Origin of the sequence: Rhizobacter sp. Root1221, from assembly GCF_001425785.1 — a bacterium.
Classification (GTDB): domain Bacteria; phylum Pseudomonadota; class Gammaproteobacteria; order Burkholderiales; family Burkholderiaceae_C; genus Rhizobacter.
Window position 1 is genome coordinate 232,809 of record NZ_LMDI01000005.1, and the last position, 14,332, is coordinate 247,140.

A 14,332-nucleotide genomic window follows, 5' to 3' on the forward strand; every position below is an offset into this window, starting at 1 on the left:
ATGAAACGCTATGCATTGCGAATCGCCGGTGAGTCGGTCGACCCGTCGGGCGGCACGTGGTTCGACACCCAGAACCCCTTCACCGGCCAGGCGTGGGCGCAGATTCCGCGCGCTGACGCACGCGACGTGGACCGCGCGGTGCAGGCCGCGCACCGCGCGTTCACCGAGGGTGCGTGGGCGGAGATGTCCGCGAGCCAGCGCGGTCTGCTGTTGCACCGCCTCGCCGACCTGGTCGAACGCGACGCTTCGAGGCTCGCGGCAACCGAAGTGCGCGACAACGGCAAGCTGCTGGCGGAGATGTCCGCCCAGCTCGCCTACATCCCGCAGTGGTACCGCTACTACGGCGGCCTCGCCGACAAGGTGCAGGGCACGACCCTCCCGCTCGACAAGAAGGGCTACTTCGCGTTCACGCGCAAGGAGCCGCTGGGTGTCGTCGCGGCCATCACGCCATGGAACTCGCCCCTGATGCTGGCCAGCTGGAAGATCGCACCGGCGCTTGCCGCCGGCTGCACCGTGGTCGTGAAGCCGTCCGAGTTCACCTCCGCGTCCACGCTCGAGTTCGCCGAACTGTTCGATGAAGCGGGCTTCCCGCCCGGCGTGATCAACGTCGTCACCGGCTTCGGGCGGGAGGTCGGATCGCCCCTGGTCGAACACCCGTTGGTGCGCAAGATCAGCTTCACCGGATCGGACACGACCGGGCGGATGATCAACGAACAGGCCGCGCGCCACTTCAAGCACACGGCGATGGAGCTGGGCGGCAAGTCGCCCAACATCGTGTTCGCCGACGCCGACCTGGAGCAGGCGGCGTTCGGCGCCATCTCGGGCATCTTTGCAGCCACGGGGCAGACCTGCATCGCCGGCTCACGGCTCCTGGTGCAGGACAGCATCTACGACGACTTCGTCGAACGCCTGCTCGCGGTGGCCAGGACGGCCCGCATGGGCGACCCGATGGACCCGGCCACGCAGGTTGGCCCGGTGACCACGCCGCCGCAGTTCGAGAAGGTGCTCGACTACATCGACGTGGCCAAGCGGGAGGGCGCCACGCTGTTGCTGGGCGGCGAGCGCGGCAGTGGCGCGGCCTGCGGGCAAGGCTGGTTCGTGCAGCCGACGATCTTCGGCGACGTGCGCAACGACATGCGCATCGCGCAGGAAGAGGTCTTCGGGCCGGTGCTGTCCGTCCTGCGCTTCAAGGACGAAGCGGAGGCCCTGTCCATCGCCAACGACGTGCGCTTCGGGCTGGCAGCAGCCGTCTGGACCCGCGACATCGGGCGCGCCCTGCGCATGTCCGAACGCCTTCAGGCCGGCACCGTGTGGGTCAACACCTACCGCGCCGTCAGCTACCTCGCCCCTTTCGGTGGCTACAAGGACTCCGGCCTCGGACGCGAGAACGGCATCGACGCCATCCAGGAATACCTTCAGGTGAAGAGCGTGTGGATCAACAGCGGTGCCGTGAGCGGCAATCCGTTCGTGATCCGTTGATCGGAATCCCATGACACTCGACCTCGACCACCTGCGTCAGTGGATCGGCCGCACGGAAGACCACCGCGACAACGTGACGGCCACGCCCGTGCAGGCGTTGGCCGCGACACTCGACCGCGACGACCCCGCCGCCGTGAACGGTGACGCGCTGCCGCCCGCGTGGCACTGGCTCTACTTCCTGCCGGTACACCGTCAATCGGAGATCGGCCCGGATGGCCACGCGCACCGCGGCGGCTTCCTGCCCCCCGTGCCGCTGCCCCGTCGCATGTGGGCCGGCAGCCAACTCGAATTCCCGAGGCCGCTTGCCATCGGCAGCGAGGTGCGCCGCATCTCGCGCATCCTCGACGTGTCGGCCAAGGAAGGGCGCTCGGGTCCACTGGTGTTCGTCAAGGTGCGACACGAGGTCAGCGATGCCCGCGGATTGGCGGTCGTCGACGTGCACGACATCGTGTACCGCGACAACCCCCGACCCGGCGATCCGGTCCCGGCAGAACTTGCCGCGCCGGCAGGGCCCGCGTGGCGCCGAACCATCGAGCCCGACGACGTCCTGCTGTTCCGGTACTCCGCGCTGACGTTCAACGGCCACCGCATCCACTACGACCGTCGCTACGTCACCGAGGTCGAGGGCTACCCGGGCCTGGTCGTGCACGGCCCGTTGATCGCAACGCTGTTGCTGGACCTGCTGCGCCGCGAGCGGCCCGGCGCACGTGTCACGCACTTCGACTTCCGCGCCGTCAAACCCACCTTCGACACCGCCCCGTTCCAGGTGTGCGGCCGCCTCGAAGGGGACGGACACACCGTGCGCCTGTGGGCGCAGCACCTGGGCGGTGCACTTGCGATGGACGCGACCGCCCGCATCGCGTGACGCCGAACCCGAAAGAGGACTCCACCATGATGAATGAAGCCGATGCACACCAGGAGATCCGCGATGCGGTCCGTCACCTGTGCGCCCAGTTCCCCGATGAATACTTCCGCAAGATCGACGAGCAGCGTGCCTACCCGGAGCAGTTCGTCGACGCGCTGATGCAGGCCGGCTGGTTGGCCGCGATGATTCCCGAAGCGTACGGTGGCACCGGCCTCGGGCTCACGGCGGCCTCCGTGATCATGGAAGAGATCAACCGCTCGGGCGGCAACGCCGGCGCGGTCCACGGCCAGATGTACAACATGGGCACGCTGCTGCGAAACGGCAGCGCCGCGCAGAAGCAGAAGTACCTGCCCGACATCGCCGCCGGCAAGTTGCGCATCCAGTCCATGGCCGTGACAGAACCCACCACGGGGACGGACACCACGAAGATCAAGACCACCGCGGTGAAGAAGGATGGCCGCTACGTCGTCAACGGCCAGAAGGTCTGGATCTCGAGGGTGCAGCACTCCGACCTGATGATCCTCCTGGCCCGCACCACGCCGCTGGCGGAGGTGAAGAAGAAATCCGAAGGCATGTCGGTCTTCATCGTCGACCTGCACCAGGCGATCGGCAAGGGCCTGACGGTGCGGCCCATCCCCAACCTCGTGAACCACGAGACCAACGAACTCTTCTTCGACAACCTCGAGATTCCCGAGGAGAACCTGGTCGGCGAAGAAGGCAGAGGTTTCAAGTACATCCTCGACGGCCTCAACGCCGAGCGCACGCTGATCGCGGCCGAATGCATCGGCGATGGCTACTGGTTCATCGACCGGGCCACGAAGTATGCGAACGAACGGGTCGTGTTCGACCGCCCGATCGGCAAGAACCAGGGGGTGCAGTTCCCGATCGCCGACGCCTACATCGAGATCGAGGCGGCCAACCTGATGCGCTTCAAGGCGTGCGAGCTGTTCGATGCGAACCAGCCGTGCGGGGCGCAGGCCAACATGGCGAAGTACCTCGCCGCGAAGGCCTCGTGGGAGGCGGCCAACGTGTGCATGCAGACCCACGGCGGTTTCGGCTTCGCCAACGAGTACGACATCGAGCGCAAGTTCCGTGAGACCCGCCTGTACCAGGTGGCACCGATCTCCACCAACCTGATCTTCTCCTACGTTGCCGAGCACCTGCTGGGCCTTCCGCGTTCGTTCTGAAGGAGCCCCATCGTGCGACCCCTCGAAGGCATCACCGTCGTCACCCTCGAACACGCCGTCGCGGCGCCGTTCTGCACCCGACAGCTCGCCGACCTCGGCGCGCGTGTCATCAAGGTCGAACGTCCCGGCACGGGCGACTTCGCGCGCGGCTACGACGAACGCGTGCGCGGGCTGGCCTCCCACTTCGTGTGGAGCAACCGCTCGAAGGAGAGCCTGACGCTCGACCTCAAGCACCCGAAGGCAAAGCGCGTGCTGGACAAGCTGGTGGCCGGCGCCGATGTGCTCGTGCAGAACCTCGCCCCGGGCGCGGCCGGACGCCTCGGGCTGTCCCACGAGGCGCTCAAGGACCGGCACCCCGGCCTGATCGTCTGCGACATCTCGGGATACGGCGACGACCGGATCCATCCGGGACCCTACCGGGACAAGAAGGCCTATGACCTGTTGATCCAGAGCGAATCCGGGTTCCTCTCGATCACCGGCGCGCAGGACGAGCCCGCGAAGGCGGGTTGCTCCATCGCGGACATCGCGGCGGGCATGTATGCGTACACGAACATCCTGGCCGCGATCATCCAGCGCGGGCGCACCGGCCGAGGCTGCCGCATCGACGTGTCGATGCTGGAGAGCATGGTCGAGTGGATGGGGTACCCGATGTACTACGCGTACGACGGGGCGCCACCGCCGCCGCGCGCGGGCGCGGCTCACGCGACCATCTACCCGTACGGACCGTTTCCCACGGGCGACGGCAAGACCGTGATGCTGGGCCTTCAGAACGAACGCGAGTGGGCTGCGTTCTGCGAGCGCGTGCTGGACCGTCCGGACCTCGCGCTCGATGAACGCTTCAGCTCGAACTCGCGGCGTGTCGCCGGGCGCGACACGCTGCGCGCGTTCATCGTCGACACGTTCTCCGCGCTCACGGTGGAACAGGTTGTCGCCCGCCTCGAGGACGCCCAGATCGCCAATGCCCGCATGAACGACATGCACGACGTCTGGCAACACGCCCAGCTCCAGGCGCGTGGGCGGTGGACGGAGGTCGAGACGCCCGGTGGGGCGGTGCCTGCGCTGCTGCCTCCCGGCACCACGGCCGAATCGGATCCGCGCATGGACGCCGTGCCGGCGTTGGGCCAACACACCGATGCGATCCTGTCCGAACTGGGATGGGACGCGCGCGAGATCGCGCAGTTGCGCGAAGAGAAAGCTGTCTAGGCGGAACCTCCACCTCCCTGTCGAAAGGACCCGTCCATGATCAAGCAGTTCCGTCATGCCGCCGCGCTGGCATCCCTGGCAGGCCTCGTCGCCACCGCTCCCGTCCACGCCGAAACGTACCCCGCCAAGCCGATCACGCTGGTCGTTCCCTTCGCCGCGGGCGGACCCACGGACGTCGTGGCCCGCGTGCTGGGTGCCGCGATGACCAAGACGTTGAACCAGACCGTGCTGGTCGAGAACCGCTCTGGCGCGGGTGGCACGATTGCAGCGTCCTATACGGCGCGGGCAGCGCCCGACGGCTACACCTTCCTGATCCACCACAACGGCATGGCCACGGCGCCGGCGCTGTACCGCAAGCTGCCCTACAACCCGTTGACCGATTTCGAGTACGTGGGCCAGGTGATCGACGTACCGATGACGCTGGTGGGGCGGAAGGACCTGCCTGCCAAGGACTTTCCCGAGCTGCTCACCTACCTGAAGGCGCAGGGCGACAAGGTCAACCTGGCGCATGCAGGGCTCGGCGCGGTGTCGCACCTGTGCGGTGTGCTCCTCCGCCAGGCCGTGGGGGCCAACCTCACCACGGTGCCCTACCAGGGCACGGGGCCGGCCATGACGGCGATCCTTGGCGGGCAGGTTGACCTGCTGTGTGACCAGACCACGTCCACGACGCCCTACATCAAGTCCAATTCGGTGAAGCTCTTCGGCGTCACCACCGCGGCCCGGTTGAAGACGCTGCCGGACACACCAACGCTGGCCGAACAGGGCCTGAAGGGCTTCGAGATGGTCGTGTGGCACGGCATGTACGCCCCGAAGGGAACGCCGAAGGAGGCGATCACCAAGTTCGGGGATGCGCTGAAGGCGGCGCTCAAGGATCCCACCGTGGCGCAGCGCATGCACGAACTCGGCGCGGTTATCGTGCCCGACGCCAAGCAGACCCCAGCGGGCCTGCAGACCTGGCTCGCCCAGGAAACCGCTCGCTACGCGCCGATCATCAAGGCGGCCGGGCAGTTCGCCGACTGATTTCATTCAAGACGCTGACGGCCATGACAACCAAGTGTGCATTGAGCGATGCCAGGACCTTGCTGTTCGTGCCGGGCCTGCAGTCCGAGCGATTCGGCAAGGCGCTGCGCAGCGGGACCGACGCGGTGATCGTGGACCTGGAAGACAGCGTCGCCCCCGATCAGAAGGCAGCCGCACGTGACGCGATCGCAGCCGCCTGGACCACATTGCTGGCGGCTGACGTGCCCGTGCTGGTGCGCATCAATGCCGCAGGGTCTGCGCACAGCGAGGCTGACCTGGCTTGGCTGTCGGCGTTGCGGCCGCCTGCGGGGGTGATGGTGCCGAAGGCGGAATCAGCCGCTGGCTTGGCGGCCGTGCGCGGTCACCTGCCGGGCGTGCCCATCGTTCCCATCATCGAAAGCGCTGCCGGGTACGTGGCGCTGCGCGAGATTGCCGCGGCGCCGGGGGTGGTGCGCCTGGCCGTCGGGCACATCGACTTCATGGCGGACACCGGCATCCAGTGTTCGGTCGACGAACGCGAGTTGGCGCCACTGCGGTTCGCGGTGGCGATGGCCACCCGCGTGCAGGGCCTCGCACCAGCCATCGACGGGGTGACCACCGCCCTGGACGACGACGTCCGGCTGGCGGCGGACACGCGGCGCGCCGTGAGCTTCGGTTTCGGGGGCAAGTTGTGCATTCACCCGAAGCAAGTGTCGCCCGTGCTTCTGGCCCTCACCCCGGCAGGCGACGAGGTGGCTTGGGCCCGGCGCGTCGTGGCAGCCGACCTCGCCGCCGCAGGCGCCGCGACCCAGGTCGACGGCCGGATGGTCGATGCGCCCGTGGTGTTGCAGGCGCGCCGGATCCTTGCGCGCGTGCGCAGCTAGTTCGCCGTTCCCCGCTCAAGTCCACTGCCTGGAGTTTCGATGATCACCAAGACTGTTCTGCTCACCTTGGCCCTGACCGTGTCCTCTGGCGTGTCCCACGCACAGCCGAAAGACACACTTCAGAAGATTCGCGAGAGCGGCACCATCCAGTTGGGCGGCCGGGACGCCTCGTTCCCGTTCTCGTACAAGGTGAGTGCCGAAGCGGATCCGATCGGCTTTTCGGCGGACCTTTGCGCGAAGGTGGTGGATGCGGTTCGACTCAAGCTCGGTTTGCCGAACCTGAAGGTCCAGTACACCATGGTCACGCCCTCCAACCGGATCGCACTGGTGCAGAACGGCACCGTGGATCTCGAGTGCAGCACCACGACGAACACCGCCGCTCGCGCGCAGCAGGTGGAGTTCGCCCCGACGCACTTCGTCGGCAGCGTTGCCGCGGCCGTCAAGCGGAACTCGCCGGTCCAGACGATCGCGCAACTCGACGGAAAATCGGTCGCCACCGTGACAGGCAGCACCGCCATCCAGTTGCTTCGGGCGTATCGGCGCAACGAGAAGGTGGCGTTCAACGAAGTCACGGGCAAGGACACGTCCGACACCTTCCTCCTGTTGTCGACGGACCGCGCCGTCGCGATGATCCTGGAGGACGTGCAACTGGCGGGGCTCATTGCCCGGTCCACCGCGCCAGCAGACTATCGGTTGCTGGACGAGCGACTGCGTGACGAGCCCTACGGCTTCATCTACCGCAAGGACGACCCGCAGTTCAAGGCGCTCGTTGACGAGACATTGGCCTCGATCATGCGCAGTGGGGAGATCGAGGCGCTTTACACCAAGTGGTTCCAGCGACCCGTCCCTCCGGCCAACGTGAACCTGAACTTCCCGATGTCGCCAGCCGTTCGAGACACCTACCGCAACCCCAACAGCCGAGGCATCTGAACTGCACGTGGACTTCGACTGAACGATCAACCGCTTCGAACCGGACTCTCACCGTCGATGACGAACCCTCTGTAGGTGGCTCCGTTGTGCCGGTGCTTGATCACCGACTGATACGCGTCGCCGTGGTACCACGCCGTGGCCTGCTCGAATGTCGGGAACGAGACCAGCACGACGCCTTCCGGAGTTTCGCCTTCCAACACCTCGAGTCGTTGGTACGCCGACAGAACGGTCACTGGCAGTCCCGCCAGCGAGGCTGGAATCTTCGAGGCGTAGACGTCGAGTTCTCGCTGGTCGTGCGTTTTCTCTTTGATGAAGACAACGTAAGCGGTCATGGCTTTTTTCCTGAAGGGTTGCGGTGAGTCGAGACCGATACTGGGTCAGTGATTGATGACCACTTTCCCGAAGATGTTGCGTGTCACCAATCGATCGAACCCGAGCTTTGCATCGTCGAATGCATACCGGCTGTCGATGACAGGGCGAATCTTGTGTTCGGTGATGAACCGCACCAAGTCTTGAAGGTCTTGCCGGCTGCCGAGCGCGATGGGCTGGTAGCGCGCCTGGCTCATGAACATCGACATGAATTCGACGGACCCCTGCAGCCCTGCGAGCACGCCCACCATCGAGACCTGTCCGCTCACGGCGACGGCCTTGACCGACTGTTCAAACGTCCCCGGCCCGCCAACTTCCACAACGCGGTCCGCCCCGTTTCCGCCGGTCAGCTCGCGCACCTGTTGCGACCATTCGGGGTGGATCCTGTAGTTGATGGTTTCGTCGGCGCCAAGTGCTTTCAGCCGCTCGGCCTTCGCATCACTGGAGGTGGTGGCGATCACCCTTGCCCCCATCGCTTTTGCCAGTTGGACGGCGAACAGCGAAACGCCGCCGGTTCCCTGGGTGAGAACCGTGTCCCCGGGTTGTACGCCCTTGACCGCAGACCAGGCCGTGACACCAGCGCATGGCAGCGTGGCAGCCTCGTCGAAGCCGAGGCTGTCGGGAATGTGGACCAACGCCTCGGCTGATACCGCGCGATAGTCCGTCAGCCAGCCATCCTCATAAGAGGCGTATTGCGAGTACTTCCCTGTGTAGGGTCCTTCGATCCAGTCCGGGAAAAAGGCATTGGTGACTCGATCGCCCTGGGTGAACCGAGTCACACCCTCACCAATGGCGACGATTTCTCCGGCGCCATCCGAGAGCGGGATTCTGCCCGCTGGGATGGGAACCTGATAGTTGCCATCGAGGATGATCAAGTCCCGATAGTTGAGCGAGGACGCCCGAACGCGCACAAGAACTTCACCCGGTCCAGGTGTCGGGATGGGCGCCGGGCCACTGGCGAGGCCTTCGACGCCGATGAGCCTTTCGATGCGAAAAGCGCGGGATTGTTTGGTTGCTGCGATCACGTTGCGTACCCGAGAGAGTTGAGGCAGTGATCTTTGCCCGGCAGGGGGCGCTTGAGAATCCCTTTCCACCTGTTCATACTGTGTAGATGAGCTACACAATCGGGCGAGGCGATCTGGACGGGGTGGTGGTGTTCCTGGCTGTTGCAGAGGAGCGAGGTTTTCGTGCTGCCGCAAGACGCCTCGGCATCACGCCGTCCGCCGTCAGTCAAGCGATCCGCTTGTTCGAGGACCGCATCGGCGTGGCCTTGTTGGCACGTACTACCAGGAGCGTTGGCCTGACGGAGGCGGGAGAAAGGCTGCTGCTGCAGGTGCGCCCTGCGGCCCTACAAATGCGCCAGGGATTCGAAGCCGCCCGCAGCTTGGGCAACTCGGCCACGGGTCTTTTGCGCATCAGCGTGCCAAAGCCCAGCGTGGCGATGTTGACCGAACTGCTGGTGCCTGGGTTCCTGATCGAGAACCCCAGCGTTGAACTCGAGTTCGTCGGGGATGACCGTTTGGTGGATATCGTCGCCGAAGGTTGCGACGCCGGCGTGCGTCCCCGGACGTTCATACACGCGGACATGGTGGCCGTGCCGCTCACGGCGGAAGAACCGCAGGTGGTGGTGGCTGCCCCTGCGCTTCTTGCACGCTATGGCCGCCCTTCAGTGCCGAGTGACATCCAGCATATCCCGTGCGTCAGATTCCGGCAGGCCGGCGTCGTGCTTGACGAATGGGCATTCAATGTGGGTCCGGACGTACAGGCTGTTCCCGTGCGGGGACCTTTGGTCCTCGACGATGTCGCGGCCTGTGTCCACGCTGCTGAGCGCGGGGTTGGCCTCTTCAGGCTTCCAAGATCGATCGTCGCGCGCAATATCCATGCGGGAACGCTGGAGGTTGTGCTCAGTGATTTTTCCGTGAGTTTTCCTGGACTGGCGCTCTATTACCCAAGCCGGAGATTGGCGCCTCCGAAGCTGCGCGCGTTTGTCAGCCATGTGCTGCGCATGGGTGCCTAGGAACTCGACCTGACGCCGATGAAGGGGCAGTGCTCGGGTAGCGCACGCGCCAACGCACGGACAGCCTCGCCGTGCCCAACGGCATCAGCAGGCCTGGTCGTTGATCGCCCGCCTGACCTTTTCCAGGGCGGCCCGAAGCGTGTCCAGCCCCACGGACCCGAGTGCCAGGCGCAAGGCGTGGGGCACGTGCGCGGTGGTCGCGAAAGGTTCGGCCGTCGATACCGAGATGCCACCGGACCAGAGGGCCCCGGCCACGCGGTCGGCACGGACTTCCTCTGGCAGCGGGAGCCAGGCGAAGTAGGACGCAGGATGGCGCACACACCGCAGCCCCGCAAAGACGTCGCCGACGATGGTCTGGCGTGTCGCCGCGTCCCGGCGCTTTGCCGCTTCGAGCCGGGTCACGGTGCCGTCGTCCAGCCAAGCGCAGGCCATGGCCGTCATCACGCCGGGCGTGTTCCAGGTGGTGGCCCGGATGGCACGTTCGATCCCGGGCATCCAGGCGCGGGGCGCCGCGACGAACCCGACCCGCAGGCCGGTTGCCACACTCTTGGAGAGCCCCGACACGTAGACCGTGGTCTCCGGTGCCAGCGCATACAGCGGCGCTGGGGCCGCCGCGTCGAGGAAGGCGTAGGCCGCATCCTCGATGATCAGCAACCCGTACCGGCGTGCGATGGCCACCAGCCCGCGCCGCCGGCTGGCACCCATCACCCATCCCATCCGGGGTGGCGGTGCTGAACCAGCCCTTCGTTGCCAAGGGCCCGGTGGCCACCGCCGGCGGCTGCCTCGCGTCCCAGTACCTGGCCGCGTAGGTCATCGCGCGCCTGGACGGCCTCGAGGCGGCGAAGAGTGCGATGCACTATGTGGCCCCGGTGGGGGAAAAGGACGACTACGTGGCGCGGGCCTTGCGGAACATCACGCCGTTCCTGTGAGGCGAGGCCTCAGGATTGACCGGTAATCCGCCAAGCTCCCGACAGGATCTCATTCGCAGAGCTTGATCCAGCGTTCGAGTCGACGCGCCACGCGCGGCGTGTTGAGTCGGCCGATCGAGCCTTTCATGTCCTCGGTGCCTTCGCTTTGGCATAGCAGCACAACCTCTTCGCGCACGTCGCCAGTGCCGAAGAAGCCTTCACGGTCAAGTTGTTCCATCGCGGCGATGCATGCTTCGAAGAGGCCGGCGTGCAAGACGTCGAATTCAACATCACAAGGCAAGTCACTGCGATGGCAAGGCAGGATCATGCGGTAGGCGATGTCGATGAACTCACCGCCTTCGGCGTAGGGCCACTCGGCGGAGCACCAGACCTCGCTTTCATCGGCCATGTCGCCCGGTGCACCCAGGGCGAGATCGCTGGCAGCATGGACGATGGTCATCGCGCCGTCATCGCTGCCAAGCGCGAAGAGGCGGATGGTCTCGTCAGGGTGGGCCGCACGGATGGCCTGGAAGGCGCTGCGAGCACCTTCGCGAATCTCGGCGGTGAGCAAGGGGAAGTCGATGCGAGCGGGGTCGTGTGTGCCTTGGCGCACCCGCTTGTAGCCCTGCGCCTCGATCTCGTTGCCGCGCTGCACGAGGGCATCCTTTGCGGCCAGGGGACTGGTGAACTCGGTGACCATGGCGTGCCCCATGGTGTTCGCCTTGCCGTTCGCGGTCCACAGCGAGTTGCCGAATTGGCGCAGTTCGTGGAAGTCCGCGGGCACATCGTTGTCGAAGCGGTAGAACAGTGACCAGGTCATCGGCGGGAATTCCTTCTGGCAGGGCGCCATGTTGCCATGAGCCTGGCCGCGCACATCGCGGCAGCGGGCCCCGGTGTTCCGTCGACGCCCGCTGCCGGCATGGCGCTCAGCCAGCGGCGAGGGCGTGCCCTGCCGAGGCCGCGGTGCCACGACCTCGGGTTCGGCGCGCACCGCCGACCAACGCGGCCCCCAGCCCGAACAGCACCCACAGGCCGGGCTCCGGCACAGGGGTGGCCAACTCACGGGTCTCGCCGCGGCTGCGGACGTCGAACACGATGTAGAAGCGGTCGTCCAGGTTGTTGGTGAGGCCGGCATTCAGCCAGAGGTAGTCTTCGCGTGGGCCGGGAAGCGGGATGGGCAGCTGCCCATCGTCCAGTGCGAACTGCGTCGAGAGCGTCAGCGTGTATTTCGCCGGGTCACCCGGACGCGTGGCACCGAGGTCGAACTTCAGCGTGGCGGTGTCGCACGGAATGCCTTCGGTCTGGCAGTACCACTCTTCGTGGTGGACCCACGACGAGCTGTATGAACCACCGGTGCCCTGCAGGTGGATGCCTTCACCCAACATGCCATACAGCGAGCCGGTGAAGTCGAAGCTGACGATGCCGTTGAGGAACGATGCGCTGTTCGCACCCGGGTCGCTGTCGACCGCGCCGATGTCCCAGACGAGGCGTCCGGAGCCCTCGCGACCCGACCAGGCGAATTCGCCCAGTGCCGCGTTCGCGGCCAGCGGGGCCGTGAGCAATGCCATGGCGAGTGTGGCCATGCGGCGGCCGCTCCAGCGTGTTGTCATGTCGATCTCCCTGAACGCCGCGATGGGCGGCCCATCAACTCTAGGCTGCAGCGGCGCGCCGTTCAATGCCGTTGGTCGGCAGGGCGCCAAGTGGCCAGACAACGGCGTCACAGGATTTCAACGCTTCCAATGGACCCTGCTGCGAAGGCAGCATCACGTGGCAACGGCAAGGACGGCGTCGTCTGAGTGGCGTTGGCCGGCCTGAGCGACCCCGCCCTGGTGGGCGAGGTGGTGGTGGGTGACGCCGGCCGGGCCGTCGTTCAGCTCGCTTCGAGCTGGAAGTTTCCCATCAGCTGCGACAGCTTGCGGGCCTGGCCTTCCAGGCTTTCCGCGGCGGCGGCCGACTGCTCGACCAGCGCGGCGTTCTGCTGGGTCATCTGGTCGAGTTGGGTGACGGTGGCGTTCACCTGGCCGATGCCGACGGATTGCTCGGACGACGCGGCGCTGATTTCGCCGATGATGTCCGACACCCGTTTCACCGACCCGACGATCTCGCCCATCGTCTGGCCTGCGTCTGTCACGAGGCGCGAGCCCGCTTCCACGCGTTCGACGCTGGCGCCGATCAGGCCCTTGATCTCCTTGGCCGCATTCGCCGAGCGGCTGGCGAGGCTGCGCACTTCGCTGGCCACGACCGCGAAACCCCGGCCCTGCTCGCCGGCCCGGGCCGCTTCCACCGCGGCATTGAGCGCGAGGATGTTGGTCTGGAAGGCGATGCCATCGATCACGCTGATGATGTCGGCGATCTTCTGCGAACTGGCGTGGATCTGGCTCATCGTGGTGACCACCTGCGAAACCACGGCCCCGCCTCGCGCGGCCACCTCGGCGGCGGACGACGCCAGCTGGTTGGCCTGGCGTGCCGAATCGGCCGATTGCTTCACGGTGTCGGTCAGGCGCGCCATCGACGAGGCGGCCTGCTGCAGGTTCGACGCGGTCTGCTCGGTGCGCTGGCTCAGGTCCTGGTTGCCGATGGCGATCTCGCTGCTGGCGGTGGTGATGCTCTGTGTGGTGGCCCGCAGCTCGTTGACCGTGCCGAGCCAGCGGCCTCGCATGATCTCGAGCCGCGACAGCAACTGGGCCGTTTCGTCGCGGCCGGTGGCGTCGATGCGGTGCGACAGGTTGCCGTCGGCCATGCGGTCGGCTTCGGCCACCGCCCGGCGCAGGGGTTCGTTGACCGAGCGCGTGATGGTCCAGGACGCCGTCACCCCGAAGGCGATCGCGAGACCCGCCACGGCCAGCAGCACGGCGACGCCGTGGCCGGCCTGTTGTACCAGCGCCTGCTGTTGCTGGGCAACCCGCTGCGCGGCACCGGCTTGCAGCGCATCGACGTCCGCGAGCCATTGCGCCTGCGACTTGCTCCAGCCGTCCAGGTTCACCCGCAGCTCCATCCGGACGAGCACGGAGATCTCCTCCACCGCCGAGGCCGACGAGGCCTGCTTCACGGCGCCCTGGAACACGGCAGCGGCGGCCTTTCGGTCTTCGGCGAGCTTGGCCAACTGGGCCTTTTCGCCATCGTCCGCCACGGCGGCCAGTTCGGCCGAGATCTTGTCGTAGGACTCGTATGCCTGCGTCAGGCGCTTGAACTCCTTCTGGAGGTCCTCCATCGAGGTGAGGATGCCGAGGTTGCGCATCGACGTCGCCGACTGGTTCACGTGCTCCTTCATCTGCACGATCCGGTCGATCTTCGGGCGCAACGCTTCGTCGATCGTCTTCACGCGGTGGCGGGTGTCGCGCATGCTGACAACCGACACCGCGGTGACCACGGCCAGCAGGCTCACGATCACACCGAACCCGATCGACAGGCGTCGGGAGATGCTGTGATTTCCTAGCGAGAGAAAGTGCATGAATGTCTCCAGGGGCAATCCCAAAACCGGGGGCGCTCGG

13 protein-coding genes and 2 pseudogenes are annotated in these 14,332 nt (G+C 66.3%); 9 read left to right on the top strand and 6 right to left on the bottom strand.

Annotated elements, in window-relative coordinates; all coding sequences use genetic code 11:
* From ASC87_RS05690 to ASC87_RS05720, 7 genes are read left to right on the top strand one after another with little or no spacing between them, the layout of a single operon-like run.
* The gene (locus ASC87_RS05690; RefSeq protein WP_056658019.1) at nucleotides 1–1,479 is read left to right on the top strand and encodes an aldehyde dehydrogenase; all 1,479 of its coding nucleotides are present in this window, start codon (nucleotides 1–3) and stop codon (nucleotides 1,477–1,479) included.
* A gap of 10 nt (nucleotides 1,480–1,489) precedes the next feature.
* Entirely contained in the window at nucleotides 1,490–2,344 is an 855-nt protein-coding gene (locus tag ASC87_RS05695; RefSeq protein ID WP_056658023.1) for a MaoC family dehydratase N-terminal domain-containing protein, read from the top strand.
* 26 nt (nucleotides 2,345–2,370) lie between these two features.
* Complete coding sequence (locus ASC87_RS05700) at nucleotides 2,371–3,531, top strand: acyl-CoA dehydrogenase family protein (protein WP_056658026.1); 1,161 nt, start codon at nucleotides 2,371–2,373, stop codon at nucleotides 3,529–3,531.
* A 12-nt stretch (nucleotides 3,532–3,543) separates the two neighbouring features.
* A complete protein-coding gene (locus ASC87_RS05705; protein WP_056658030.1) occupies nucleotides 3,544–4,734 on the top strand; it encodes a CaiB/BaiF CoA-transferase family protein in 1,191 nt (396 codons plus the stop codon).
* A gap of 36 nt (nucleotides 4,735–4,770) precedes the next feature.
* Nucleotides 4,771–5,754, top strand: a complete 984-nt coding sequence (locus ASC87_RS05710) for a tripartite tricarboxylate transporter substrate-binding protein (protein WP_056658032.1) — start codon at nucleotides 4,771–4,773, stop codon at nucleotides 5,752–5,754.
* A gap of 23 nt (nucleotides 5,755–5,777) precedes the next feature.
* Nucleotides 5,778–6,617, top strand: a complete 840-nt coding sequence (locus ASC87_RS05715) for a CoA ester lyase (RefSeq protein ID WP_056658034.1) — start codon at nucleotides 5,778–5,780, stop codon at nucleotides 6,615–6,617.
* A 39-nt stretch (nucleotides 6,618–6,656) separates the two neighbouring features.
* Complete coding sequence (locus tag ASC87_RS05720) at nucleotides 6,657–7,547, top strand: amino acid ABC transporter substrate-binding protein (protein ID WP_056658037.1); 891 nt, start codon at nucleotides 6,657–6,659, stop codon at nucleotides 7,545–7,547.
* 26 nt (nucleotides 7,548–7,573) lie between these two features.
* Here the strand turns inward: ASC87_RS05720 and ASC87_RS05725 are convergent, their stop codons facing one another.
* Nucleotides 7,574–7,879 carry a DUF1330 domain-containing protein gene (locus tag ASC87_RS05725; RefSeq protein ID WP_056658040.1) on the bottom strand — a complete coding sequence of 102 codons (306 nt, stop codon included), beginning with the start codon at nucleotides 7,877–7,879 and terminating at the stop codon, nucleotides 7,574–7,576.
* A gap of 45 nt (nucleotides 7,880–7,924) precedes the next feature.
* Nucleotides 7,925–8,941 carry an NAD(P)-dependent alcohol dehydrogenase gene (locus ASC87_RS05730; RefSeq protein ID WP_200954311.1) on the bottom strand — a complete coding sequence of 339 codons (1,017 nt, stop codon included), beginning with the start codon at nucleotides 8,939–8,941 and terminating at the stop codon, nucleotides 7,925–7,927.
* 86 nt (nucleotides 8,942–9,027) lie between these two features.
* Here ASC87_RS05730 and ASC87_RS05735 point away from each other — a divergent pair, with 86 nt between their 5' ends.
* Nucleotides 9,028–9,933 carry a LysR family transcriptional regulator gene (locus ASC87_RS05735; RefSeq protein ID WP_056658043.1) on the top strand — a complete coding sequence of 302 codons (906 nt, stop codon included), beginning with the start codon at nucleotides 9,028–9,030 and terminating at the stop codon, nucleotides 9,931–9,933.
* 84 nt (nucleotides 9,934–10,017) lie between these two features.
* Here ASC87_RS05735 and ASC87_RS05740 read toward each other — a convergent pair.
* Nucleotides 10,018–10,650 (bottom strand): annotated as a pseudogene (locus ASC87_RS05740) (aminotransferase class I/II-fold pyridoxal phosphate-dependent enzyme); the annotation flags it as partial.
* Here ASC87_RS05740 and ASC87_RS33065 point away from each other — a divergent pair.
* A pseudogene (locus ASC87_RS33065) lies at nucleotides 10,650–10,862 on the top strand (AraC family transcriptional regulator); the annotation flags it as partial. The pseudogenes ASC87_RS05740 and ASC87_RS33065 sit on opposite strands and share 1 nt — an antisense overlap.
* A gap of 49 nt (nucleotides 10,863–10,911) precedes the next feature.
* On the opposite strand, the gene ASC87_RS05750 reads toward ASC87_RS33065, so the two are convergent.
* From ASC87_RS05750 to ASC87_RS33580, 3 genes are all read right to left on the bottom strand, one after another.
* The gene (locus ASC87_RS05750) at nucleotides 10,912–11,661 is read right to left on the bottom strand and encodes a DUF4303 domain-containing protein (RefSeq protein ID WP_056658046.1); all 750 of its coding nucleotides are present in this window, start codon (nucleotides 11,659–11,661) and stop codon (nucleotides 10,912–10,914) included.
* Between the two features lie 106 nt (nucleotides 11,662–11,767).
* On the bottom strand, nucleotides 11,768–12,451 hold the full coding sequence (locus ASC87_RS05755; protein ID WP_157603860.1) for a hypothetical protein: 684 nt from the start codon (nucleotides 12,449–12,451) through the stop codon (nucleotides 11,768–11,770).
* Between the two features lie 260 nt (nucleotides 12,452–12,711).
* Complete coding sequence (locus ASC87_RS33580; RefSeq protein WP_056658054.1) at nucleotides 12,712–14,292, bottom strand: methyl-accepting chemotaxis protein; 1,581 nt, start codon at nucleotides 14,290–14,292, stop codon at nucleotides 12,712–12,714.
* Between the last annotated feature and the right edge of the window lie 40 nt (nucleotides 14,293–14,332).

Excerpts from the sequence above, each read along its gene's own strand:
- ASC87_RS05720 (WP_056658037.1), top strand. The coding sequence starts at position 6,657 with ATGATCACCAAGACTGTTCTGCTCACCTTGGCCCTGACCGTGTCCTCT.
- ASC87_RS05735 (WP_056658043.1), top strand. The coding sequence starts at position 9,028 with ATGAGCTACACAATCGGGCGAGGCGATCTGGACGGGGTGGTGGTGTTC.
- ASC87_RS05715 (WP_056658034.1), top strand. The coding sequence starts at position 5,778 with ATGACAACCAAGTGTGCATTGAGCGATGCCAGGACCTTGCTGTTCGTG.
- ASC87_RS05755 (WP_157603860.1), bottom strand. The coding sequence starts at position 12,451 with ATGACAACACGCTGGAGCGGCCGCCGCATGGCCACACTCGCCATGGCA.
- ASC87_RS05750 (WP_056658046.1), bottom strand. The coding sequence starts at position 11,661 with ATGACCTGGTCACTGTTCTACCGCTTCGACAACGATGTGCCCGCGGAC.
- ASC87_RS05710 (WP_056658032.1), top strand. The coding sequence starts at position 4,771 with ATGATCAAGCAGTTCCGTCATGCCGCCGCGCTGGCATCCCTGGCAGGC.
- ASC87_RS05690 (WP_056658019.1), top strand. The coding sequence starts at position 1 with ATGAAACGCTATGCATTGCGAATCGCCGGTGAGTCGGTCGACCCGTCG.
- ASC87_RS05700 (WP_056658026.1), top strand. The coding sequence starts at position 2,371 with ATGATGAATGAAGCCGATGCACACCAGGAGATCCGCGATGCGGTCCGT.
- ASC87_RS33580 (WP_056658054.1), bottom strand. The coding sequence starts at position 14,292 with ATGCACTTTCTCTCGCTAGGAAATCACAGCATCTCCCGACGCCTGTCG.
- ASC87_RS05695 (WP_056658023.1), top strand. The coding sequence starts at position 1,490 with ATGACACTCGACCTCGACCACCTGCGTCAGTGGATCGGCCGCACGGAA.
- ASC87_RS05725 (WP_056658040.1), bottom strand. The coding sequence starts at position 7,879 with ATGACCGCTTACGTTGTCTTCATCAAAGAGAAAACGCACGACCAGCGA.